Origin of the sequence: Microlunatus speluncae, from assembly GCF_009299835.1 — a bacterium.
Classification (GTDB): domain Bacteria; phylum Actinomycetota; class Actinomycetes; order Propionibacteriales; family Propionibacteriaceae; genus Microlunatus; species Microlunatus speluncae.
Map to the genome: position 1 here is coordinate 308,169 of NZ_VKCZ01000019.1, position 24,669 is coordinate 332,837.

The window sequence follows — 24,669 nt, forward strand, 5'->3', positions numbered from 1 at the left end:
AGTATCTGGGAGGTGACGTGTTCGTCGGGCGCGAGAATCCATTGGCACGGCTGACTGCCGTCCTCCAACGGGCCCGCACCGATCGAGACAGCAAGCCGGGTAAGGCACTTTTGATCCGCGGTCGGCGCCGGGTAGGAAAGTCTCGGTTGGTAGAGGAGTTCGTGGACCGTGCGGGCGTTCCGTACCTCTTCTTTGCCGCCTCCGGAAGGCCGGTACGCGACGAACTGCGACTCTTTGCCGAGGAGGCAGCCGCCTCTAGCCTGCCCGGCGCAAAGGTCTTCGACGGTGTCGAGTTGACATCGTGGGATGCGGCACTACGGCTGCTTGCTACCGCCCTTGCCGATGACGGCAGTGTCGTGATCTTCGACGAGTTGCCCTACCTCATCGATGCTGACCAGAACTTCGAGGGCACTCTGCAGCGGGCGTTCGACCGTGAACTGTCCAAGCACCGCCTACTGCTGATCGGCATCGGCTCCGACCTGTCGATGATGGAGGCACTCAATTCCTACGGCCGCCCGTTTCATCAACGGGCCAGCGAGATGGTCGTGCCTCCGCTCACCCCAGCCGAAGTGGGCACCATGCTGGGCCTGGCCGCCGCGGAAGCCTTTGACGCGCACCTGGTGACTGGCGGTCTTCCGCTGATCTGTGGTGAATGGCCGAGCGGGGCGTCGCTCTGGGACTACCTCGAGGTTGCCGTCAGCGACCCGATCTCGGCACTTCTGGTGTCGGGGGAGCGGTCACTAGCCGCGGAATTCCCCTCCGACGTGCAGGCGCGCACGGTCCTCGGCGCGGTCGGAAGCGGCGAGCGGACCTTCACCAACATCGGTCGGGCCTCCGGCGGAATTCCACAGGGTTCACTGAATCGGTCGCTGAAGCAACTGATCGAGAAGCGTGTCATCGCCGTCGATGAGCCGTTGTCCACCAGGGCCCCGAGGGACAAGCGATATCGAGTGGCGGATCCCTACCTGAGGTTCTGGCTCGCGTTCCTCGGTCCACATCTGGACGAGATCGAACGGGGCCGAGGTGACCGTGTGCTGGCGCGGATCCGAACCTCGTGGACGTCCTGGCGCGGTCGCGTCATCGAACCGATCATCCGGGACGCACTCGAACGGCTGGATCTGCCCTCGACCCGAAGGAAGGACACCGTACCGGGTGTCATCGGGAGCTATTGGACTCGCACGAACGATCCCGAGATCGATCTTGTTGTGGCAGACCGGTCCCCAGTGGCCAAGGAGATCCTGGCGGTGGGTTCGATCAAGTGGCTGGAGAACGCCCCGTTCGATTCTCATGACCTTGGTCGACTCCAACTTCACCGTGGCCAGCTTCCGGGTGCGAGTGCCACCACGCCGTTGATCGCCGTCGCACGTTCTGGATGCGCTGCGGACGGCGTGCCATGGATCGGACCAGACGAACTCCTCACTGCCTACGACCGTCGAGTACGCGACTGACCGGTGCGGCGTCAGATCGACGGGTTGGGGGCGCATCAGTATTGGCCCAGAGCCAGGCCCTTGGCGAAGAAGCGCTGGGAGACCAGGAAGAGCAGGGCGGTGGGCAGGGAGACCAGGATGGCGGCTGCCAGGACGACGGTGTAGCTGGCGCCGCCGCCTTCGGTGGACTGCAGGCCGGTGAGCACCGGCATCACCGGCCGGGTCTCCTCGCTCTGGGTCAGGATCAGGCCGAGCAGCAGGTCGTTCCAGACCCAGGTCGCCTGCAGGATGAAGACGACCGCCAGCGCGCTGGCCGACATCGGCAGATAGATCCGGGTGAAGATCTGCCGCACCTTCGCACCGTCCACCACGGCGGCCTCGAAGACCGACTCGGCGATGCCGGAGAAGAAGTTCCTCATCACGAAGGCCGAGAACGGCAGGCAGACGATCGAATAGATGATCACCATGCCGGTGATCGAATCGTAGAGGCCGAGCCGGGAGTAGCCGTCGAAGATGGGGATCACCACCATCTGCAACGGGAACACCGACCCGCAGTAGATCAGGAAGAACCAGAGGAAGCCGCGGCGCAGCCGGAGCACGATCACCGCGAAGCCGACCATGGCCCCGAGCACGACGGCGATCGCGGGGGAGACGACGCTGTAGATCGCGGTGTTGATCAGGGCGCGGGCCAGGTCGGTGTCGGTGATCACCTGGCCGAGATTGATCACCAGGTCGAGCGGGTTGCCCGGCAGCCACAGGGTGGCGCCGGAGTAGCTGTCGTTGGTCTTGCCGGCGTTGCTGAGCAGCAGATAGACCGGCACCAGCCAGAGCAGGCCGAGGATGATCAAGGCCGTGACCCGCGCCAGGTAGGCGATCCGCGCGCTCATCGTCCGCCTCCGCTGCTGTTGCCGAGGGCGAGTTGCCGCCGGAGGTAGATGATCGACGCGGCGACGGTGACGACGCTGAGGAACATGGCGACCGCGGCGCCGAGACCGTAATCGCTGTTGACGAAGGTGTCGCGATACATGGTCAGGGCCAGCGTCTCCGAGGCCCGGGCCGGGCCACCCTGGGTCATCGCCTGGACGATGTCGAAGGTCTTCAGCCCGTTCACGATCGACAGTCCGACGACGACGGTGGTCGACGGCCGGAGCAGCGGCCAGATCAGGTGGCCGAACAGCCGCAGCCCGGTGGCGCCGTCCAGCCGGGCCGCCTCCAGCGGCTCCTTGGGGATCGACTGCAGCCCGACGGTGAACAGCAGCGCGTTGACGCCGACGCCCTGCCAGGCCGCGGCGATCACCATCACCACCGTGTTCAGCGGGGCGTCCTGCAGCCAGCGCAGCTCGCTGCCGGGCAGGCTGAGGAACCGCAACGCCTGGGTCAGCGCGCCGTCCGCGCCGAGCATGAAGCTCCAGATCACGCCGACGGCCACGCCGGAGAGCGCGTACGGGATCAGGAACGGGAGCCGGAGCAGGCCGCCGCCCCTGATGCCGTACGCGAGGCAGGCGACCAGCAGGCCCAGCCCGACCGGCAGCAGCAGGGTGCCCAGCACCCAGATCACCGTGTTGCGCAGCGCCACCAGGAAGGCCGTGCCGGTGATCATGTCGGCATAGTTCTCCAGCCCGACGAACAGCGGCGCGCCGAGGCCGTTGTACTGGGTGAAGCTCAGATAGAACGTGTAGAGCACCGGCAGGTAGAGCACCAGCACGACCAGCGCCAGGCTCGGCGCGACGAGGCTCCGGGCTTGGCCCTGGTAGTCGAAGGATCGGCGTCGCACGATCGCTACTGCCCGGCCCAGTATTCGTCGGCGGCCTGCTGGATCGCTTCCAGATAAGGCATCGGGTCACCCGGGTTGGTCAGGAAGGCGCTGAACTGCTCCAGCGCGACGGTCCGGATCGGCACCGGCGTCGCCTCGTAGTAGCGGAGGTAGAAGGCGTAGTCGCCGGAGTTGAGTTGATCACTCAGCTCGGCCATCGGCGCCGTCGGCGGCTCGGCCTTCGGGTTGAACGGGAGATTGCCCTGCTGCTTGACCCAGGCCGTCTGCCCCTCCGGCGACATCCACCACTCGGAGTATTTCAGCCCGAGCTCGCGCTGATCGGAGGTCTGGCCGACGCAGGCCGGCGCGGTCTCGATCGCGACCGGGATCTTGCCGCCGGCGGTGATCGGCGGGATCGGGAACATGCCGACGTCCTCGCCGACCTTCATCCCGGCCAGCGCCGCGTCGGCGGTGAACCAGGTGCCCTCCGGTGCCATCACCACGTCGCCGTCGCTGAGCAGGTCGCGGGCGAAGTCGGTCTTGCCCGGATCGTTGAACAGGCCCTGCTGCTGCAGGTCGAGCCAGGTGTTCATCACGGCGACGACCCGCGGATCGGTGTAGGACGCCTTGCCGGCGGCCAGATCCTCGTACAGCTGCAGATCCGTGCCGGCCAGGATCGTCTGGAACCAGACGAAGGACCAGGTCTTGGTCTGGTTCCAGAACGGCGTCTCGCCCTTGGCCTTCAGCGTCGCGGCGAGGGTGATCAACTGCTCCCAGGTGGTGGGCACCTCGAGGTCGTACTTCTCGAAGATCTTGATGTTGTAGAACATCACCCAGTCGTCGACGCTGATCGGCGTGCAGTACTGCTTGCCGCCGACCGTGTACAGCTTGCGGACGTCCTCGGTCACGTAGCCCTCGGCGATGGCCTTGTCCCACAGGTCGGTGGTCTCCGCGACGACGCCCTGCTCGGCGAGCTCGGCCAGCGCGGTGCTGACCTCCCAGGTGAACAGGCCCGGGCTCTCCTTGGTCCGGAAGGACTGCCGGATGAACGCGCGGTACGGGTCGCCGGAGTACTGCGTGCTGTTCAGTGAGATGTCGATCTTGTCCGTGGACACCGCGGAGAACGCGTCGAAGTCCCACGGCTTGTTGTGGCTGAACTTCAGCGTGCCGGTGGTCGGCTGATCCGCGGCCGTCGGGGCGCAGGCCGTCGCGGTGAGGGCGGCGACCAGCAGGGCCGCCACGGAGACGAGCAGTCGGGCTTTCATGAGGACCTCCTTGGTCCGGTCGATCCGGGCTGTGGTGCCGCGATCGGGTGATCACGCGCGGGGTCCCGCAAGGCGATGACGAGGCCGGTCCAGGACTGCGGCCGGGCGCCCAGCCCGCCGCCGGTTTCGGGGTTCCAGTACTCGGCCCAGCCGCTGGCCCGGGCGCCGGCGAGCGTCTGCCGGGCCAGCCCGGCGGCCGACTCGGCCCGGTCCCAGCGCCGGTGGGCCAGCCAGAACAGGTAGTTCAGCGGCGGCCAGGCCGGGCCGCGCCAGTAGGTGGCCGGGTCGTAGGCGGGATGATCACGGGCCACGTTGGCCGGGCCGTACGGTGCGCCGAACCGGGCCGGGTCGTCGAGCTGGTCGAGCGCGGCCGCCGCCTTGGCCGGGTCGGTCGTCACCAGCGCCCCCATCACGCCGTCACTGGTCGGGATCCGGACCGACGGGCCGCCGCCGGCCAGGGCCAGGTCGGCCCAGAGTTGTTGATCTTCGTCCCAGAGCAGATCATCGATCGACGCGCCGAGCTCCGCGGCCCGGCCGGCGAGCTCGTCGTCGCCGAGCAGATCGGCCAACTCCGCCAGGTTGAACGCCACGTAGGCGTTGAAGGCGGCGGGGCAGACAACGAAGTCGGGCGTCCAGGCGGCGGCGCCGTCGGCGGCGAAGGTGACGTCGTGCATCTTCTGCTTGTTCCAGGCCGTCCGGGCGGGCCGGCTGTAGTCCGCCGGTGTCCGGCCGGGAGCACCGAAGTCGTCCCAGCGCGGGGAATGATCATTGCCGGCCTCCCACGGGTGCACGACGAAGATCAAACCGTTGTCGGCGCGGCGTTCCCGCCACAGCCAGTCCAGTCCGGACCGGGCCCGGGCCAGCGTGCCGGGGGCGGGCGCCTGGCCCAGGCCGGCCAGCACTTTGGCCGCATGGGCATACATCGGCGGCTGGGTCAGCGACGAGATCCGGTCCAGCGGTCCGAGCCAGCCGTGCTCGGTCGCGCCGTAGCGCATGTGCGGCACGAAGCCGCTCGGCAGTTGGCCGGCCAGGGTGGCTGCCAGTTCCCGGGTCGCCCGGGGATCGCCCAGCTGGGCCCAGATGATCGCGTGGAAGCAGGAGTCCCAGAGCCACAGGTGCGGATAGGTGTCGGGGTTGGGGACGCAGAACCCGAGGTCGTCGCGCCAGTGGTCGCCCAGCAACTGCCGGACCCGGTCCCGGTCGGCGGCGGTCAGTTCGGTGGTCATGATCGCACCCGTTCCGTGCTGACCGTGTCGACCACGGTCTCGGCCAGCCGGCGATGACCATGATCATTGGGGTGGACGCCGTCGGCGGCGATCATGGTCCGCGGCCGCCAGCCGGCGACCGGGACGACCTCGGTCTCCGGCTGCCGGCCGGCGACCTCGCGGAGGATCCGGTTGTACCGGTCGACCACGGCGTCGGAGCCGCGGTCGAACGGGGCGTGGCCGGAGTAGTCCTCGATGTACGGCTGCTCGATCATGATCATCCGGGCGGCCGGGGCAGCGGCCCGGCACGCGTCGAGCACGGTCGCCAGGGCGTCGGCGTAGGCCGCCGCGGCCGCCGGGTCGTCGCCGTACCGCCGCGCGTCGTTGAAACCGGTCATGATCAGGTAGGCGGCCGCCGGGGCCGGGGGCTCGGCCGCGACCAGGGTCGCGGTGTCCGTGCTCAGCGTGCCGCTCTCGGCCCGGTTGTCCAGCCGTAGGCCGAGGTCTCGCGCGGCCCGGGCCGCGAAGCCACCGGAGCCGTCGGCCGCTCCGGAGCCGTACACCCAGGAGTGGCCGTAGCCGACCAGTCCGGGCCCGTCCGCGCCCGGACCGGTGTCCCGGCCGGTGTCGATCCTCGCCTGCATCCCTCTCCTTTGCTGGGCAAACTTCGCAGCACCCAGAACGTATATGCTCTGAAGTGACTTTTCTTCTGCTCAGGGGGCCAGAAGTTGTACTCAAAGGACATTTCGCCGAGGATCCTCCGGCTCGACGAGTACGTCCTGCCGGGCGAGTACTACTACGTCGGCCGGCGCGCCTCCGGCGCCACGTTCCAGGGCCGGCTGCACACCCACGCCGACTTCGCCGAACTGACCTGGATCGAGCAGGGCGAGTTGCAGCATCTGGTCAACGGCGACCGGCAGCGGTGGCAGCAGGGTGATGTGGTCTTCCTTCGACCCCACGACGTGCACCGGGTCCGCCCGGTCGCCGACGTCGCCTTCACCCAGGTGACGGTCTCGTTCCCGAGCGAGACCCTGGAGTCGCTGCAGCAGCGCTACTTCGCCGACGGTCCGTGGGCCTGGTCCGCGGACGGCCTGCCGCGGATCTTCCGGCTGGACGCCGTGCAACTGGACCGCCTGCGGGAGCTCGCGTCACTGCTGGTGGCCGGCCCGCCGACCCGACTGCGGCTGGAACGCTTCCTGCTCGAGCTGCTCTGCGACCTGATCGCGCCCCCGCAGCGCAGCGACCTGCCGGACTGGCTTACCGGGGCGCTGCGGCAGCTCGCCGACCAGCCGGGCGCGCTCGGCCGGGGCGTGAGCGCGCTCTCCGACCTCGCCGGCCGGAGTCGGGAACACGTCAACCGGGTGATCCGGGAGTCGACCGGCCAGACGGCGACCGAGTTGATCAACGAGTTGCGGCTGGCCCGGGCCGCGGCCCAGCTGCGGATGACCGATCGCCCGGTCGCGCGGGTGGCCGGCGACTGCGGCATCCCCAACCTGAGTCACTTCTACCGGTTGTTCAAGGACCGGTATCGGCTGACCCCGCGGCAGTACCGGCTGATGTCCACGGTCAGCGGCTACCGCCCGACCCGGACCAACGGCGACTGACCCGGTCCGAGCAGGGTTGCCAGAACGGCAAAGAAGCTTGCCCGATCGGTCGAGCCCGGCGACAGTGGTGGAATGGAACCGAATCATGATCATGCGGCGACCCTGACCGAGTTCTGGGAGGGGCACTACGGCGCGTCGGAACGAGTCTGGTCCGGGCGGCCCAACCGGGTGCTGGTGGACGTCGTCTCCGGGCTGCCGGCCGGGCGGGCGCTCGACCTCGGCTGCGGCGAGGGCGGCGACGCGATCTGGCTGGCCCAGCAGGGCTGGCAGGTCACCGGGCTGGACGTCTCGACCACCGCGATCGGCCGCGCCCGGGCCGCGGCGACGACTGCCGGGGTGGCGGAATCGATCACGTTCGCGGCCACCGACCTCGCCGTGTGGACCGGCGCCGGCGAGCACCACGACCTCGTCTCCGCCTGCTTCTTCCACTCCCCGGTCGAGGTCGACCGGTCGGCGATCCTCCGCCGCGCCGCTGACACTCTGGCGCCGGGCGGTCACCTGCTGATCGTCTCCCACGGCGCCTTCCCGCCCTGGAGCAAGCATGATCATGATCATGACGACTACCAGTTCCTCAGCCCGCAGCAGGAAGTCGCCGAACTCGCCCTGACCCACGCCGACTGGGAAACCTTGATCGCCGAAGACCGCTCCCGCGAAGCCACCGGCCCCAACGGCGAGACCGCCCTCCTCACCGACGTCGTCGTCCTGCTCCGCCGCCGCTGACCTTTTCTCCCACCCTCCCTCCCGCCGAGTTGTCAGAACTGAGTTGTGTCATGACACAACTCAGTTCTGACAACTCGGCAGGAAGTGGGTGCCGTCGCCGTTTCGTGCCGCACTCCCGCGCACGCCGAGTTTGGTCTGGGGTAAGGAAAGACGCGCTAAGGGACGGGCGGGGCGAGCGGGTCGAGGCTGAGGCTGCCGGCTTCCGGTTCAGGGCCGGCAGGCTCCCGAACGGGTCGTCGACCTACGCGAGTGGACCGGTTGGCCGCGAGTTTCCGCCCGGAGCGTGGCCAACGCGTCCACTCGGCAAGCGAACCGCGCCGAGCAGCCGGGACCGACCCCCGGACAACCTTCCGGCGGCCGGCGGCCAAGCTCGACCCCCGCTCAACCCGCCCGCCTTGGCGCGTCTTTTACTTCCATTAGCCCAGCCCGGACCCATCGACTGTGACGCTAACGACGCAGATCCAGGTGCCGATTCACGTACGTATCGTCACACTCGATGATCACGCGGGCCGCAGGTGTTGGTACGCCAGCGCGCGGAGAGCCTCGGCCAGGAGCGCTTGCCGATCGAGGTCGTCAAGGTTTCCGGCCCGGTCAGGCCGCGGCGAGCCAATCGGAGCCGACCTTCTGCTGGACGTCGAAGCCGGCCAGCACGGCGGGGGCGGCGGACTGCTCGAGTTTCCTGCCCAGTAAGGGGATCGAGACCTTGAGGTCGCCGGTCAACTGGAGCACAGTGCCCGGGCCGCCGGGGGTCAGCTCCAGTTTGCCCTTCATCTCGACCGGCTGGCCGGGGATGTTCAGCGTCACGGCCGCGGTACGGGAGCCGTCGGCACCGGGCTCGCCCCACTCGACCCGTTCGACGACGTTCAGCGTCGGGCCGGTGAAACGGGCAGCCATCTCCGGCGACGGCAGGGTCCGGCTGGTGTGGGTGGTGGTCCCGTCGACCGACGTCTCGTAGGCGTCGGCGTGGCTGGCCTGGCAGACCCGATCCAGATACTGCTTGTCGGTCACCATGGCGAACACACGGTCGGGGTCGGCAGCGAACTCGACCCGGGCAGAGATCTCCATGGGCGGCAGTCTGTCACGGCCGCCGCCGGGGCCACGACACCAGACAGCTCAGTTGCCCGTCCGCGACGCGGCGACGACCGTTTGATTTCAGCGGGTCCGGCGGGCCGATCGAGAAGTGGGTCAAGTAAGGCTTGCCTTGGTAACATCCCGCCATGATGATCATGGCCGCGCCGCAGCGCGGAATCTCCCGGCGGGACCTGCTCGGCTGGACCACGGTGATCGGGGCCGGCGCCGGACTCGCCGGCTGTGCGACGCCGGGCGGTGAGGCGACCGGCCCGGCCGGGACCCGTACCGTCGAACATCCGTTGGGCCGGTCCGAGATCCCGGTCGCACCGCGGCGGATCATCGCCCTCGACGCCGGCGCCGGCCTGCAGACCTCGCTCGAGGCCGGCGTCCCGCTGATCGCGTCGGAGACACTGGCCGGCGAGGTCTCGGTCCCGGACTATCTGCCGAGGCCGCCGGAGGGCTTTCAGCCGCTCGGTTTCAACGAGATCGACCTGGAGCGGATCACCGCCCTGGCGCCGGATCTGATCATCGGCAGCCGGGCCCGGGTCGAGGAACTGTACGAGCCGCTGTCCAAGATCGCCCCGACCGTCCCGTTCCTGAACACGTCCGACCGGGCCCGGTGGCGCGACACCGCGGTCACGGTCGGCGACCTGCTCGGCGCGCGGCCGGAGATCGAGCGTCGGCTGACCGAGTTCGACGCGGCCGTCAAGACGTTCACCGACACCCACGCCGACCGGCTGAACCAGCGGACGGTCGCGCTGGTGCGGTTCACCGCCGACGAGGTACGGATCCTCACCGGCGTGATCTTCCCAGCGGACCTGCTGGCCCAGTGCGGAGTACGGCGACCGAAGTCCAACGAGCCCAAGGAGGCCGACGCCACCTACATCTCGCTCAGCCAGGAGAACGTGCCGGTGCTGGCCGACGCCGACGTGATCGTCTACTTCAGCGGCGGCGGCGGTTCGGCCAAGGACTCCGGCGGGATGTTCAGCAAGGTCACCGAAGGCCCGCTGTGGCGCCGGCTGCCCGCGGTCGCGGCCGGCCGGGCGTTCCCGGTGAGCGCGGTGAACTGGTGGGACGGCTACTCGACCTCCGCCGGCCGGGCCTGCCTGACCGACCTGGACGGGATCTTCGGCAAGCTCTGACCGACACACCGGGAATTTCGTTCGCCTGTCCGCCGTCTCGCCGGAACTGATGGAGGATTAGGGTCGGAGTAAGACCACCGTGGTGTGTGGTTCGGCGAACAGGTGAACAGGCGGGTGTGGTGACGACATTCGAGGTCGAGCTCGAGCGGGAGAAGTCGGCGAAGATCGAGCGGCTGGCCGAGCGAGGGGCGGCGATCGCGGCCAAGTTCGGCCATGACGCCGAGGCGGTCAAGCACTTCCTGACCCACTACTTCCGGCACGTCGACGCGGCCGACATCGACGAGCGGGCGACCGAGGATCTGCTGGGCCTGGTGGTCAGCCACTTCCGGCTGGCCACCGAGCGGCCGCCGTCGCGGGCCTCGATCGCGGTCCGGACGCCGAGCCAGACCGACGACGGCTGGACCACCGGCGGCACCACCGTGGTCCAGATCGTCACCGACGACCGACCGTTCCTGGTCGACTCCGTGACGATGGAGGTGCTGCGGCAGGGCTGGAGCATCCGCGAGGTGTTCCACCCGCAGTTCACGGTCCGCCGCACCCTGGCGGGCGACCTGATCGACATCGTCCGGGAGTCCGAGGCCGGCAACGATCCGAGCGTGATCGCCGAGTCCTGGATGCACCTGGAGATCCTGCCGCCGCCGCCGGCCGAGCAGGACGGCGACCCGGTCGACCGGCTGACCGACGGGTTGCACGAGGTGCTCCGGCTGGTCGACGAGTCGGTCTCGGACTGGCGCAAGATGGTGCAGCGGTCGACCGAGACCATCGCCATGCTCAGCGGGCTGGACGAAGATGATCATCCCGAGGCGGCGCGGGCCCGGGAACTGCTGCAGTGGCTCAACGACGGACAGTTCTCGTTCCTCGGTTACCGCGAGTACGAGTACGTCCGCGGTGACCAAGCGACCTACCGGCCGGTGCCGGCGACCGGGCTCGGCATTCTGCGGGCCGACACCGATGCGCCGGACACGTTCCACGCGCTGCCGCTGGCCGGCCGTGGCCGGCCGGCGCTGATGGTGATCACCAAAGATGATCACCGGTCTCGGGTGCACCGGCCGGCCTATCTGGACTACATCGGGATCCGGACCTTCGCCGACGACGGCACCGTCACCGGTGAGCGGCGGTTCCTCGGCCTGTTCGCCTCGACCGCCTACTCGGAGGCGGTGACCCGGGTCCCGGTGCTGCGGCAGAAGGCGAAGGAGATCCTGCGCCGGTCCGGCTATCACCCGGACAGCCACGGCGGCAAAGCGATCATGGACGTGCTCGACTCCTATCCGCGAGACGAGCTGTTCCAGGCCTCGGTCGCCGAGCTCTACCAGATCGTGGAGAAGGTGGCGCACCTCAAGGAGCGGCGCCAGGTCCGACTGTTCGTCCGTCGGGACAGCTACGGCCGCTATGTCTCGTTCCTGGTCTATCTGCCGCGGGACCGCTACACCACCGCGGTCCGCAGCCGGATGCAGCAGGTCTTGATCAACACCTTCGACGGCGAGCAGATCGACTACACCGCCCGGGTCAGCGAGTCGGTGCTGGCCCGGCTGCATTTCGTGATGCGGATGCGGGTCGGCACCACCGTCGGCGAGATCGACGTCCGGTCACTGGAGCGCGAGCTGACCGCGGCCACCCGGTCCTGGAACGACGAGTTCGCCGATCAGCTCGTCACCACCGAGGCGCAGCAGACGCTGGCCACCCTGGTCGGCGCGTTGCCCGAGGGTTACAAGGAGGAGTACGAGCCGCGGCAGGCGATCATGGACCTCGGCGCGCTGGCGGCGATCGACCCCGAGATCGGGATGTCGATGGTGGTCTACGCTCCGGACAAGGCCGACGACCCGGCCGACCTGCGGTTGAAGATCTTCCGGCTGGACCCGTTGTCGCTGACCAAGGTGCTGCCGCACCTGTCGGTGCTCGGGGTCGACGTCGTCGACGAGCGCCCGTTCGAGCTGCAACTGGCCGGTGATCAACGCGCGTTCATCTACGACTTCGGGCTCACCATCCCCGGCGGCCGGGAGCAACGGGTGCACTGGTCCCGGGAGGCCCGGCACCGCTTCACCGACGCGTTCGCCGCCTCCTATCTGGCCGAGAGCGAATACGACGGCTTCAACGCGCTGGTGATGGGGGCGGAGCTGACCTGGCAGCAGGTCGCGGTGCTGCGGGCGATCGGCCGCTATCTACGGCAGGCCGGCGCCCCGTACAGTCAGGCCTACATCGCCCGGGCGCTGGCCGCGAACGTCGACCTGGCCCGCACCCTGAGCCGGTTGTTCGAGGCCAAGTTCGGCCTCGCCGGTGATGATGATCATGCTCCCGGTGATCAGGGCAAGGGGGCCGCGAAGCGGCGCAAGGCCACGGTGACCGAGCTGACCGAGCAGGTGACCACGGCGCTGAACGACGTGGCGAGTCTTGATCATGATCGGATCATCCGCTCCTACCTCGCGGTGATCGGCGCCATGATCAGGACCAACGCGTTCCAGCCCAACCGGGCGGCGCTGGCGTTCAAGTTGCTGCCGCGCCAGATCGAGGACCTGCCCGAGCCGCGGCCGGCGTACGAGATCTTCGTCTACTCACCCCGGCTGGAGGGGCTGCATCTGCGGTTCGGCGCCGTGGCCCGCGGCGGCCTGCGCTGGTCGGACCGGGCGGAGGACTTCCGGACCGAGATCCTCGGCCTGGTCAAGGCGCAGATGGTGAAGAACGCGGTGATCGTCCCGGTCGGCGCGAAGGGCGGCTTCGTCTGCAAGCGGCTGCCCGACCCGTCCAATCGCGACGCCTGGCTGGAGGAGGGGACGGCCTGCTACCGGTTGTTCATCTCCAGCCTGCTCGACCTGACCGACAACATCGTCGACGGGGTGGTGGTGCCGCCGCGGGATGTGATCAGGTACGACGAGGACGACCCCTATCTGGTCGTCGCCGCCGACAAGGGCACCGCCACCTTCTCCGACGTGGCCAATGCGATCTCGGTCGATCGCGGCTTCTGGCTCGGCGACGCCTTCGCCTCCGGCGGCTCGGCCGGCTATGACCACAAGGCGATGGGGATCACCGCCCGCGGCGCCTGGGAATCGGTCCGCCGGCACTTCCGGGAGATGGGGATCGACTGCCAGGCGGAGGAGTTCACTGTCGTCGGGATCGGCGACATGAGCGGCGACGTGTTCGGCAACGGGATGCTGCTCAGCCGCAAGATCAAACTGATCGCCGCCTTCGATCACCGGCACATCTTCATCGATCCGACGCCGGACCCGGAGACCGGGTTCGTCGAACGGGAACGGTTGTTCGGGCTGCCGCGGTCCAGCTGGGCCGACTACGACCAGTCGCTGATCTCGGCCGGTGGCGGGATCTATCCCCGGACGATGAAGTCGATCACCATCACGCCGGAGCTGCGGGCGGCGATCGGGCTGGACAAGAAGATCGAGAAGCTGACCCCGAGCGAGTTGATCAACGCCTGCCTGAAGGCGCCGGTCGACCTGCTCTGGAACGGCGGCATCGGCACCTACGTCAAGGCCACGGCGGAGACCAACGCCCAGGTCGGGGACAAGGCCAACGACGGGCTCCGGGTGAACGGCGCGGAGTTGCGGGCCCGCTGCGTCGGCGAGGGCGGCAACCTCGGCCTGACCCAGCTCGGCCGGATCGAGTACGCCTCGACCAAGATCAGCCGGTCCGAGGAGTACGGCCGGATCAACACCGACTTCATCGACAACACCGCCGGCGTCGACACCTCCGATCACGAGGTCAACATCAAGATTCTGCTGCAGGCCGAGATCGCCGCCGGCCGGCTGTCGGAGTCCGACCGGGATTCGTTGCTGGCCTCGATGACCGACGAGGTCGCCGAGTTGGTGCTGACGCACAACATCGAGCAGAATCTCGCGTTGGCCAACGGGGTCTACCAGTCCTACGCGATGGCCGGCGTGCACGAGGACTGGATGGAGCGGCTGGCCGACGGCGGGCACCTGGACCGGGAGATCGAGTTCCTGCCGGGCACCGAGGAGATGGCCCAGCGGCGTGGCGACAAGCGGGGGCTGACCGCGCCCGAGCTGTCCGTCCTGATGGCGTACAGCAAGATCGTTCTGGAGGATCAGATCATCGCCTCCGACCTGCCGGACGACCCGTACCTGAACCAGCGGCTGGTCGGCTACTTCCCGACGGCGCTTCGGCAGCGCTACGCCGATCAGATGCCGGACCACCGGCTGCACCGGGAGATCGTCGCCACCGTGGTGGTGAACGACTTCGTCAACATCTCCGGCACCACCTGCTATCACCGGCTGTCGGCGGAGACCGGGGCCGAGGCGGCCGATCTGATCCGGGCGCAGATCGCGGCCCGGTCGATCTTCGCCGCCGACGACCTGCGGCGCGGGATCGCCGAACTCGATCACACGGTCGATGCCGCGATCCAGACCGCGCTCCGGCTCGAGGTGCGCACCCTGGTCGAGCGGGGCACTCGCTGGCTGGTCAACAACCGGCGCCGGCCGGTGGACATCAGCGCGGCGGTGGCACAGCTGGCCGAGGGCGTGAGCGCGGTCACGGCTGCCCTGCCCGAACTGCTGGCGGACCGGGAGCTGAAGGCGTACCGGGACCGGATGGGCGGATACACCGCGGCCGGGGTGCCGGAACAGCTGGCCTCGGCGATCGCCGCCCTGCCGGCGGCCTACGGTGCCCTGACCGTGGTCCAGACGGCCCGCCGCGATGATCATGACCTGATGCGGGTGGCCCGGGTGCATTTCCTGGTGGCGCAGCGGCTCGGGTTGGACCGGCTGCTGGCCCAGATCATCCGGCTGCCGCGCTCCGACCGGTGGCAGACCATGGCCCGGGCGGCGCTGCGGGACGACCTGCACACGGTGCACGCCCAGCTGACCGCGCTGGTCCTCGGCGACGGTGAGCCGGAATCCCTGGTGGAGGAGTGGGAACGGACGAATCCGAGCGTCCGCGAGGTGGTCCGCGAGTTGCGGCTGGTCACCGAGGGCCGGTCCGATCTGGCGCGGATGTCGGTGGGGCTCCGGCTGGTCCGGTCGCTGCTGCCGGCCGACGAATGAGTTCACCGGTCGAACCCGGCGCGGATCGCCCGTCAGGGCCCAATACGGTTAGGTCCATGCGGATCGATCTGCACACGCATTCCCGGGTCTCCGACGGCACCGACGCACCGGCGGAGCTGGTCCGGCGCGCCGCGACGGCCGGCCTCGACGTCGTCGCCCTGACCGACCACGACACGTTCGACGGCCTGGACGAGGCCGTTGCCGCGGGCGAGCAGCACGGCGTCCGGGTGATCCGCGGCGTCGAGATGTCGACCTCCCGCGAGGGGCACAGCGTGCATCTGCTGGCGTACGGGATGGACGAGGAGGACCCGGCGCTGACCGGCGAGTTGATCAAGATCCGGTCGGGCCGGTCCGGCCGGCTGGCTCCGGTGCTGGCGAAGCTGGCCGAGCTCGGCGTGCCGGTGACGGAGCAGCAGGTGTTGGCGCAGGTCGGCGACAGCCCGTCGGTCGGCCGGCCGCACATCGCCGACGCCCTGGTCAAGGCCGGCCACGTCGCCAACCGGACCGAGGCCTTCGACCGGTTCCTGGCCGACGGCGGCCCGGCCCACGTCTCCCGCTACACGGTGTCCCTGGAGCGCGGGATCGACCTGGTGCACCAGGCCCGCGGCGTCGCCGTGATCGCCCATCCATGGGGCCGCGGCCGTAAGCGCCTGTTGCCTCCCGAGGTGTTGGAGCGGCTGGTCGACGAGCACGGTCTGGACGGGGTGGAGGTCGATCACCAAGATCACAACCCGGCCGAACGCAAGGAGCTGCGCCGGCTGGCCGGCAGCCTCGGCCTGATCATGACCGGCTCCAGCGACTATCACGGCGTCGGCAAGGTCGATCACGACCTCGGCTGCAACACCACCGACCCGGAGATGTTCTCCCGCCTGCAAGAACTCACCGCCATGCGCTGACTTGTCAGAACTGAGTTGTGCCCTGGCACAACTCAGTTCTGACAACTCGGAGTGGGGGCGGTGTTGGACGCGCACACTGAGGGAATGACGACGGCGGTGGAGCGGCCGCGGCTCACAGTGGTGCGCGCGGCGCGACTGTTCGACGGGGTGGGTGACCGAGCGGTCGAGCGGCCGTGGGTCGCCCTCGACGGCGACACGATCACGGCGATCGGATCCGGCGACGGGGGTCCGGAGGGGACCGTGGTGGAGCTGCCCGGAGCGACGCTGCTGCCGGGACTGATCGACAACCACGTCCATCTTGCCTTCGACGCGAGCGTCGACCCCGTGGCCGCGCTCGCCGGGCGGGACGACGAGGCCGTCCGGGAGACCATGATCACCGCCGCTCGTCGGGCGGCCGCCGCGGGCATCACGACGGTGCGTGATCTCGGCGACCGCGGTTATCTCGGGCTGGAGTTGCGGTCAGCCGTCGAGACGGATCCGACGTTGCCGACGATCTTGGTCGCCGGGCCGCCGATCACCACTCCGGACGGACACTGTCACTTTCTCGGCGGCGGCGCGGCCGGGGTCGACGGGCTGCGCACGGCGGTTCGGGAGCACGCGGATCGTGGGGTCGACGTCATCAAGATCATGGCCAGCGGCGGCATGCTCACCCAGGGCACGAAGGTCGAGCTGCCGCAGTTCAGCGTCGCAGAGCTGCGGGTGGTCGTCGAGGAGGCGCATCGGTACGGGTTGCCGGTCACCGCGCATGCCCACGGACTGCCGGCGATCACCGATGCGGTCGAGGCGGGAGTCGACGGCCTCGAGCATGTCACCTTCATGACCGCCGACGGTGTCGCCGTACCGTCCGACCGGTTGGTCTCGACGCTGGTCGACCGCCGGATCGTGCTCGGCCTCACCCTCGGCATGACCCCCGTGACCGGTGCGGCACTGCCACCGGGGATCGTGTCTCGGCTGCCGAAGTTGATCGCCAACCTCCGGCGGCTCTGGCAGGCGGGGGCGTTCACGACGATCAGCACGGACGCCGGCATCGCCATCCTCAAGCCGCACGACGTGCTGCCGTACGCGATTGGGCAGGTCGCCGACCTGGGCATCGCTCCGGCCGAGGCGCTGCGGGCCAGCACCTCCCGGGCAGCGGTTGCCTGCGGCCTGAGTGATCGGAAGGGCCGCCTCGCCGTCGGCTACGACGCCGACCTGCTCGCCGTTGCCGGCGACCCGCTCACCGACATCACCGCCCTCCACGACGTCCGCGCCGTCTGGCTCCGCGGCCACCGCCTCCCCTGACCCCAACTTGTCAGACTCTCACCACGTCATAGCGTGGTGAGAGTCTGACAAGTCGGGGTTGGAGGGGGTGGGGGTTAGCGGTCGAGCATGCTGTTGAGCATCCAGGTGCGGGAGAGGTCGATCGTTTCGGCGGTGATCGATCGGGCTTCGTCGGCGTCGCCGGTGCGGATCGCGTCGAGCAGCCGGCGGTGGTTCCGCTTCGGCGGTTTCGGGCCGTGGTCGGCGGCCTGGGCGGCGAGGAACCAGCGCAGTTGATCATGGAGGCTGGCGATGATCGTGATCAGTTGCGGCACCCGGGTGATCTCGGCCACCGCGACGTGGAACGCGGCGTGCTGTTCCAGATCGATGGATTCGGTGCCGGAGTCCAGCAGCCGTTCGTCCAGATCTTCCAGCAGCGCGATGTCCTCGGCGGTCGCTCGGCTGGCGGCCAGGGCGCTGGTGCCGGGCTCGGTCAGCTCGCGGACCAGGTAGACGTTCTTGATGTCCTTGATCGAGATGTGCTTGACCATCGTGCCCTGGCGCGGGAAGACTTCGACGAAACCGTCCGCTGCGAGCTTGTTGATGGCGTGCCGGATCGGTGTCTTGGAGGTGCCGATGCGTGCGGCGAGCGCCTTCTCGTTGATCACCTCCCCGGGCGCGAGCGCGCAGGAAAGGATGTCGTGCTTCATCGCGGCGTACGCCTTCTCGGCCAGGAGCTCCACGGAGACCTGACACCTCCCTCGCTGGATGTACGGGTCGGCGGCGGCGCACCCACCCTGGCGCGCATCGTCCACCGGTGTCCGGATCACCTAGGCATGCGTCTGAAATTCTTGTAGCGTTCCTGTGGAATCTTAACCCCTGATGCGGAGGCTCACGTGACTTTGGCCGTAATCGGTGACAGCCAGGCCGTTGCGGTGGCGGGCCTCGCGTCCCGCTGCAGCGGCCAGGCTGTGCTGCTCTCCCGAGGACCCGGCCGGACCCGCGGGGCCGTCCGGTTGGAGGGCATGTATGCGGGACCGATCGAGGTCCATGTGATCGACCGGCCGACGGCCGATGTCTACGTCGCGGTGACCACCAGTGATCGGCTGGAGCCGATGCTGGCCGATCACCGCGAGTTGCTGGCCGGCCGGGTGCTGCTGGTGGCGCCGGGCGGCTTCGGCGCCGCGGTACGGGTTCGGCAGTTGTTCGACCGGTGGGGCGTCGAGCCGCCGGTGGTGGCCGAGGCGACCGGCTTCCCGGCCATCGGTGAAGGCGAGGGCACCATCCGGCTGCGCGGCATCAAGCGCGCGCTGCCGATCGCCGGAATCGATCATGCCGCCACCGACGAGGTGCTCACCGCGGTCCGTGGCCACCTGCCGGATCTGGTGCCGAGTGAGCTGGCAACCACCTCGCTGTCCAACACCAATCACCTGCTGCACCCGGTGATCATGATGTTGAACGCCGACCGGATCGCCCGCGGTGAGGAGTTCCCGTTGTTCCGCGACGGGCTGTCGGCCGAGCTTGATCAACAACTGGCGGCGGTCGACGCGGAGCGGCTCGAATTGGTCGAGCGGCTCGGCGGCGAGCCGGTGTCGATCATGAACTGGATGCTGCGGTTCTACGAGGACCAGGGCTTGACCGGATCGACGATCAGCGAATGCCTGGACAGCTTTCCCGGCTTCGCGGCGGTGCCGGCGCCGACGTCGTTGCGCCACCGCTATCTGCTCGACGACATCCCGCACGGGCTCGCCGGCTATGTCGGGGTGGCGGACCGGCTCGGCGTCGACGTACCTCAGCTCAGATCTGTGATCAGCACGGCCGAGCAACGCCTCGGCCAGCCACTGCGGGCCGAAAGCTCGGTCGTCCAGGCCTTCCTCGACGCGGTCAGCGCACGACCGGCGTCGGCGGGATGTGCCGGGGCGCTCCATTGAGCGGAGATCCCGCAGTGCTGTCGAGCAGCGGGGAACCCGCAGGGTCGAAAGGAATGCAGATGTCGTCGGTACGGAACGAAGTCGAGCAGGTGCGGCGGCTGCGGAGCCAGTTGGTGGCCGGTGATCTCAGCCGGCGCGGGTTCCTGACCGCGGCCATGGGACTGTCCTCGGCCGCCCTGCTGACGGCCTGCGGCGGCGGACTGACCCAGCAGCAACCGGGCGGCGGCACCTCCGAGCGCAGCGGCGACCCGAATGTCGTGCCGCTCTACACCGTGGAGAACGATCCGGCCACGCTCGCCTTCTACAACATGGTGATCGCGAAGTTCGAGAAAGATCATCCGGGCAAGACGGTCAAGGTCACGGTCTATGCCGACGCCAACCAGCTGCAGTATCTGACCACGGCATTCCAGAACAAGACCGACGTCGGCATCTTCTCGCCGACGGTGAGCACCTTCGCCGACTTCCAGCAGGCCGGTCACCTGGCCGAGCTGGACGATCTGGTCACCGAGATCGGCAAGGACGACTTCCTGCCCGGCACCCGGATCGTGATCGGCGGCCACGACTACGGCATCCCGCTGCAGTCCAACTCGTCGCTGGCCTACTACCGCAAGGACCTGCTGGACGCCGCCGGGCTGTCCGTGCCGACCTCCTACGACGAGTACCTGAACGCCGTGAAAACCCTGCACACCAAGGGAGATCGGGTCGGCATCGCGATGGCCGTCGGCGCCACCGCGCAGCTGCCGCTGCAGTTCTTCGCGCCGTACATCTATCAGTCCGGCTGGGACTACTTCGACACCGACGGCAACCTGACCTTCGACCAGCCCGAGGTGCTGGACGCGGTGCGGCGGTTCGCCGAGATCATGAAATACACCCGGAAGTCGTTCTACAACGCGGCCTACGGCGACATCGTCACGACCTACAGTGCCGGCCAGGCGGCCTTCGCCACCTTCCCCGGCCGGCTCGGCGTGACCATCGACCAGCGGGCCAAGGAGGTCGCGGAGAACACCGGCGTGATGCCGATCCCGGCCGGCCCGTTCATGACCGGACAGCTGCACTTCGGCTCCGGTCAGCAGTACGGTCTGTATTCGCGGACCTCGGATCCGGATCTGGCCAAGGATTTCCTGCGCCGGCTCACCACCGGCGAGGATGCGCTGGCCTTCGCGCTGACCGTGCCCGGGCACCTGCTGCCGTCGCTGAAGAGCGTGCAGCAGCTGATGCGGGACAAGATCGAATCCGCGACCGACGGCTATCTGGCCCAGCACAAGGACTGGCTGACCACCTTCATCAGCCAGGTGCCGAGCGCGATGACCTCGTCGGTGTCGATGGGCGCGGTGTCCGGCCAGAAGTTCGACGGCAAGATCTTGAACATCTGCCCGTGGGCGCCGGACGTGTGGTCGTCGCCGCCGATCGACGGCACCATGTTCCAGGACATCCTGCTGAAGGGTGAGACCCCGGACGCGGCGTGGCAGAAGGCGGCGAAGCTGATGGGCGAGAAGGCCGCGGCCTGGAAGTCGAAGAACCCGGACTGGAAGCCCGAGGTGACCAAATAGTGGCGGCCGGCCGCCGGGGGATGCGGCCGGTCCGGGTGGTGCAGTACCTGCTGTTGATCATGGTGTTGGTGATCTCCGCCGGTCCACTGCTCTGGGTGCTGGTGAACGCGATCCGGCCCGACTCCGAGATCATCGCCTATCCGCCGACGGTGCTGCCGGGGGCGGTCACCGGTGATCATTTCGTGGCACTGTTCACCCTGTACGACTTCGGCACCTACCTGCTCAACAGCCTGGTGATCGCCGGCACGGCGACCGCCGGCGCCCTGGTCTTCGGCACCCTGGCCGCCTACGCGATGGCCCGGTTCGACTTCCGGCTGGTCCGGGTGCTCGGCGAGCTGTCCCTGGTCGCGTACCTGATCCCGCCGATCCTGGTCCTGGTGCCGGTGACCCAGATCCTGTTCGGCTCCGGACTGGGGGACAACCGGGTTGCGCTGGCCGTGCTCTACACCGCAACCCTGCTGCCGTTCGCGCTGTGGATCCTGCGGTCCTATTTCACCGGGGTCGCGGTGGACATCGAGGAGGCGGCGATGATCGATCGGTGCACCCGGTTCGGCGCGTTCCTCCGGGTGGTGCTGCCGCAGGCCGTGCCCGGATTGATCAGCACCGGGATCTTCACCTTCAACGCGGCCTGGAGTGAATACCTGTTCGCCTCGACGCTGATGACCACCAACTCCAAGCTGCCGGCGAACGCCGCGATCTTCCTGCTGATGGGCAACATGGGCACCGAGTCCTGGGGGCTGCTGATGGCGGCGGCGCTGACCATCGTCGCGCCGGTGGTGATCTTGTTCGTGCTGGCCCAGCGCTGGCTGATCTCCGGGATCGGCGAGGGGGCGGTGCGCGGATGAGCAACGCCTACGTCAGCTCCCGGGACAAGGCGCGGACCGAGGGACACGGTCCGCGGAAGCCGCGCCGGTCCGGGCTCACCGACCGGCAGCTCGCCGCCGCGATGGCGGCCCCCGCGGCGGTGTTGATCATCGTCTTCGCCTTCTATCCGTTCGCGATGGCGGTCTGGAACTCGTTCAACGACGTCGACTACAGCACGGGCGTCGCGACCTGGTCCGGCCTGGCCAATTACGTCGCGATCTTCTCCCAGCCGGAGACGCTGGGTTCGATCGCCCGGAGCGCGGTGTGGACGTTCGCCAACCTGGTGCTGCAGGTGCTGCTCGGTGTCGGGGTGGCGCTGCTGCTCAACGCCGGGCTCCGGTTCCAGAGCGTGGCCCGCGGGCTGGTGCTGTTCCCGTACATGGTGCCGGCGATCGTGGTCGCGCTGATCTTCCGGTTCATGTTCAACGACGTGACCGGCCTGATCAACTACCTGCTGCAGACGATCGGCCTGATCGACGCGCCCGCGTCCTGGCTGAGTGACCCGGCGACGCTGCTCGGCACGATCATCGTGGTCAACGTCTGGAAGTACACGCCGTTCTTCGTGATCATCGTGCTGGCCCGGCTGCAGACCGTTCCGAAGGAGCTGTACGAGGCGGTGTCGGTCGACGGCGGCGGCGCCCGGCACCGGTTCAGCACGGTGACCGTGCCGGCGATCGTGCCGGTGCTGCTGGCCGGGGCGTTGCTGCGGACGATCTGGACCGCGTACGACTTCGACCTGCCGTTCCTGTTGTCCAACGGGGGCGGGCCCGATCGCGCCGCCGTGACCGTACCGCTGGAGATCCGGTCGCTGGCCTTCGAGTCGCAGAGCATCGGGCAGGCCTCCGCCCTGGCGGTCTGTACAGCGATCCTGCTGACCGGGGCCGCCTACTTCTATCTGCGTGGCTTCCGCCGGGCGGAACGGGCGACCGGGTGACCGCGGCCGATGGCGCCGCGGAGATCGTGATCATCGGCGCCGGGCCGCGCGGCTGCTCGCTGCTGGAGCGACTGATCGCCAACGCCGAGCTGGCCGGCGGCCGGGCGGTGATCATCCACCTGGTCGATCCGGCGCCGGTCGGCGGCCGGGTCTGGCGGCCGGACCAGCCCGGGCACCTGCTGATGAACACGCTCTGCGCCGACGCCACCCACTTCACCGACGACAGCGTGACCTGCGCGGGCCCGATCGTGCCCGGGCCGACGCTGTACGACTGGTGCCGGTGGGTGACGGCCGGCGAGGTCGCCCTCGACGATGCCGAGCTGATCGCGATGGCAGAGGAGATGCGGCCGCACTCACATCCGCCGCGGCGATTGCTCGGCGCCTATCTGGATTGGTGCTTCCGCACCGATCTGGGCCGGCTGCCCCCGACCATGCGGGTGGTCGAGCACCGGCAGACCGCGGTCGGCTGCCGGCCCGAGGCCGACCGGCTCCGGGTCACCCTGGCCGACGGGGCCGACCTGACCGCCGACGCCGTGCTGATCGCGACCGGTCACGCCGACCTCGCACCCGGTGCCGCCGAACGGAGCCGGATCGCCACCGCCCGTGATCATGATCGTTTCTACGGCCGGCCGGCCAATCCGATCGACCAGGACCTCTCGGCGATCGCCGCCGGCCGGCCGGTGATCATGCGCGGGCTGGGAATGAACTTCTTCGACTACGTCTCGCTGCTGACCGAGGGTCGCGGCGGTCGGTTCGAGGAGACGGATGCCGGGCTGGTCTATCGGCCGAGTGGGGCGGAGCCGACCATGGTGGTCGGATCCGGCCGCGGCACCCCGTACCGTGCCAAGGCGGTCTTCGGCACCATGACCCCGAGGTTCCCGCCCAGCTTCCTGACCGCCGAGGTGATCGAGCGGCTGCATCGCCGCGGGATGATCGACTTCACCACCGAGCTCTGGCCGTTGATCGCCAAGGACACCCTGGCCGTCTACTACGAGACCCTGGCCAGGGTCCGGCCGGAGGCCTTCGCGGCGGACCCGGAGTTGATCATGAAGGCGCTGCGGGAGTGCGACTGGGGCGGCGCCGAGTTGGCCGCGGCGATCGAGTCCGTGGTGCCGGAGCCGGCCCAGCGGGCCGACCTGGCGGCCTGGGACCGGCCGCTGGCCGGCCGCCGGTTCGACTCCCCGGCGGCGTTGCACGCGTGGTGGCTGGCTGATCTCCGCCGGGACCTGGCCGAGGCGGCCCGCGGTCTGGACAGCCCGCTCAAGTGCGCCTCGGTGATGCTCGGTCAGGGCCGGACCTCGCTGCGCACGCTGGTCCGCTACGGCGGGCTGCTCGGCCATTCCTACGACGCCGCGGTGGACCGCTGGTACAAGGGCTTCGCCGGATCCCTGGCCAGCGGACCGCCGGCGCGCCGGATCGCCGAACTGATTGCGCTGACCGAGGCCGGCCTGGTCCGCCCGATCGGGCCCGAACTGACGGTGACCGAGAGCGACCGCGGCTTCGTCGCCGCCTCCGGTCAGGTCGCCGGCAGTGAGGTCATCGCAGCCGCTTTCCTGGAGTGCTACCTGCCCGCGCCCGACCTGCGCCGCACCGCCGACCCGCTGCTCGCCGGTCTGCGTCACGCCGGCCTGGCCCGCCCCTACCGGATCCCCGATCACACCGGGGATCCGGAGCCGGGCGCGTTCGAGTCCGGCGCGGTCGAGGTCGGCCTGGAACCGTACCGGCTGGTCGGCACCGACGGCAGCGAACACCCCCGGATCTTCGCCGTCGGCGTCCCCCTCGAAGGCCTGCACTTCGGCACCCAATTGGGCCCCCTGGCCGGCACCAACTCCCGCTTCCTCCGCGAGACCGACGCCGTCGCCCGCGCCGCCCTCGAACTCCTCCACCTCTGACCCCCGACCCACCCCTGAGGCCCCCGAGCCCGCGCCGAGCCCTTCCGCCGACCCGTCAGATCCGCTACGACACGCCGCGAAAACGCCCGCGGATCTGACGGGTCGGCAGAATTCCGGTGACCCGTCAGATCCGCGGGCATTCTGGCGGCGTGTCGCAGCGGATCTGACGG

19 protein-coding genes are annotated in these 24,669 nt (G+C 69.1%); 12 read left to right on the forward strand and 7 right to left on the reverse strand.

Annotated elements, in window-relative coordinates:
• Positions 1 to 17 precede the first annotated feature (17 nt).
• Entirely contained in the window at positions 18 to 1,448 is a 1,431-nt protein-coding gene (locus tag FNH24_RS23745; RefSeq protein WP_152364715.1) for an ATP-binding protein, read from the forward strand.
• A gap of 35 nt (positions 1,449 to 1,483) precedes the next feature.
• Here FNH24_RS23745 and FNH24_RS23750 read toward each other — a convergent pair whose 3' ends face one another.
• The 5 genes from FNH24_RS23750 to FNH24_RS23770 are packed head-to-tail and all read right to left on the reverse strand — an operon-like array spanning position 1,484 to position 6,294.
• Entirely contained in the window at positions 1,484 to 2,314 is an 831-nt protein-coding gene (locus FNH24_RS23750; RefSeq protein WP_152364716.1) for a carbohydrate ABC transporter permease, read from the reverse strand.
• A complete protein-coding gene (locus FNH24_RS23755; RefSeq protein ID WP_246187040.1) occupies positions 2,311 to 3,201 on the reverse strand; it encodes a carbohydrate ABC transporter permease in 891 nt (296 codons plus the stop codon). The genes FNH24_RS23750 and FNH24_RS23755 overlap by 4 nt, the downstream gene beginning before the upstream one ends.
• Positions 3,202 to 3,206: 5 nt before the next feature.
• A complete protein-coding gene (locus FNH24_RS23760; RefSeq protein ID WP_152364718.1) occupies positions 3,207 to 4,445 on the reverse strand; it encodes an ABC transporter substrate-binding protein in 1,239 nt (412 codons plus the stop codon).
• Positions 4,442 to 5,671, reverse strand: a complete 1,230-nt coding sequence (locus tag FNH24_RS23765) for an MGH1-like glycoside hydrolase domain-containing protein (RefSeq protein ID WP_175047912.1) — start codon at positions 5,669 to 5,671, stop codon at positions 4,442 to 4,444. Before FNH24_RS23765 ends, FNH24_RS23760 begins: the two co-directional genes overlap by 4 nt.
• Entirely contained in the window at positions 5,668 to 6,294 is a 627-nt protein-coding gene (locus FNH24_RS23770) for a GDSL-type esterase/lipase family protein (RefSeq protein WP_152364719.1), read from the reverse strand. The genes FNH24_RS23765 and FNH24_RS23770 overlap by 4 nt, the downstream gene beginning before the upstream one ends.
• 84 nt (positions 6,295 to 6,378) lie before the next feature.
• On the opposite strand from FNH24_RS23770, the gene FNH24_RS23775 reads away from it, so the two are divergent.
• Complete coding sequence (locus FNH24_RS23775) at positions 6,379 to 7,254, forward strand: AraC family transcriptional regulator (protein ID WP_152364720.1); 876 nt, start codon at positions 6,379 to 6,381, stop codon at positions 7,252 to 7,254.
• A 72-nt stretch (positions 7,255 to 7,326) separates the two neighbouring features.
• Complete coding sequence (locus tag FNH24_RS23780; protein WP_152364721.1) at positions 7,327 to 7,974, forward strand: class I SAM-dependent methyltransferase; 648 nt, start codon at positions 7,327 to 7,329, stop codon at positions 7,972 to 7,974.
• Positions 7,975 to 8,565: 591 nt separating this feature from the next.
• Here FNH24_RS23780 and FNH24_RS23785 read toward each other — a convergent pair.
• Positions 8,566 to 9,039: a DUF2505 domain-containing protein gene (locus tag FNH24_RS23785; RefSeq protein WP_152364722.1), complete on the reverse strand. Its 474-nt coding sequence runs from the start codon at positions 9,037 to 9,039 to the stop codon at positions 8,566 to 8,568.
• Between the two features lie 152 nt (positions 9,040 to 9,191).
• Between FNH24_RS23785 and FNH24_RS23790 the strand changes: the two genes are divergently transcribed.
• The 4 genes from FNH24_RS23790 to FNH24_RS23805 all read left to right on the forward strand — a co-directional run bounded on the left by FNH24_RS23790 (position 9,192) and on the right by FNH24_RS23805 (position 17,370).
• Positions 9,192 to 10,187 carry an iron-siderophore ABC transporter substrate-binding protein gene (locus FNH24_RS23790; RefSeq protein ID WP_152365050.1) on the forward strand — a complete coding sequence of 332 codons (996 nt, stop codon included), beginning with the start codon at positions 9,192 to 9,194 and terminating at the stop codon, positions 10,185 to 10,187.
• Positions 10,188 to 10,306: 119 nt separating this feature from the next.
• The gene (locus FNH24_RS23795) at positions 10,307 to 15,193 is read left to right on the forward strand and encodes an NAD-glutamate dehydrogenase (RefSeq protein WP_152364723.1); all 4,887 of its coding nucleotides are present in this window, start codon (positions 10,307 to 10,309) and stop codon (positions 15,191 to 15,193) included.
• 56 nt (positions 15,194 to 15,249) lie between these two features.
• Positions 15,250 to 16,089, forward strand: coding sequence for a PHP domain-containing protein (locus FNH24_RS23800; protein ID WP_152364724.1), 840 nt, complete (start codon positions 15,250 to 15,252; stop codon positions 16,087 to 16,089).
• Between the two features lie 84 nt (positions 16,090 to 16,173).
• Entirely contained in the window at positions 16,174 to 17,370 is a 1,197-nt protein-coding gene (locus tag FNH24_RS23805; protein ID WP_152364725.1) for an amidohydrolase family protein, read from the forward strand.
• Positions 17,371 to 17,444: 74 nt separating this feature from the next.
• Here the strand turns inward: FNH24_RS23805 and FNH24_RS23810 are convergent, their stop codons facing one another.
• Entirely contained in the window at positions 17,445 to 18,143 is a 699-nt protein-coding gene (locus FNH24_RS23810; RefSeq protein WP_161606285.1) for a GntR family transcriptional regulator, read from the reverse strand.
• A gap of 81 nt (positions 18,144 to 18,224) precedes the next feature.
• Between FNH24_RS23810 and FNH24_RS23815 the strand changes: the two genes are divergently transcribed.
• From FNH24_RS23815 to FNH24_RS23835, 5 genes are read left to right on the forward strand one after another with little or no spacing between them, the layout of a single operon-like run.
• The gene (locus FNH24_RS23815; protein WP_152364727.1) at positions 18,225 to 19,259 is read left to right on the forward strand and encodes an NAD/NADP octopine/nopaline dehydrogenase family protein; all 1,035 of its coding nucleotides are present in this window, start codon (positions 18,225 to 18,227) and stop codon (positions 19,257 to 19,259) included.
• A 59-nt stretch (positions 19,260 to 19,318) separates the two neighbouring features.
• Entirely contained in the window at positions 19,319 to 20,809 is a 1,491-nt protein-coding gene (locus FNH24_RS23820; RefSeq protein WP_161606286.1) for an ABC transporter substrate-binding protein, read from the forward strand.
• Positions 20,809 to 21,654 (forward strand): carbohydrate ABC transporter permease, encoded by an 846-nt coding sequence (locus FNH24_RS23825; protein WP_217428462.1) that lies wholly within the window; start codon positions 20,809 to 20,811, stop codon positions 21,652 to 21,654. Before FNH24_RS23820 ends, FNH24_RS23825 begins: the two co-directional genes overlap by 1 nt.
• On the forward strand, positions 21,651 to 22,607 hold the full coding sequence (locus FNH24_RS23830; RefSeq protein WP_152364729.1) for a carbohydrate ABC transporter permease: 957 nt from the start codon (positions 21,651 to 21,653) through the stop codon (positions 22,605 to 22,607). The genes FNH24_RS23825 and FNH24_RS23830 overlap by 4 nt, the downstream gene beginning before the upstream one ends.
• Positions 22,604 to 24,499, forward strand: a complete 1,896-nt coding sequence (locus tag FNH24_RS23835; RefSeq protein ID WP_152364730.1) for an FAD/NAD(P)-binding protein — start codon at positions 22,604 to 22,606, stop codon at positions 24,497 to 24,499. The genes FNH24_RS23830 and FNH24_RS23835 overlap by 4 nt, the downstream gene beginning before the upstream one ends.
• Positions 24,500 to 24,669: the final 170 nt, after the last annotated feature.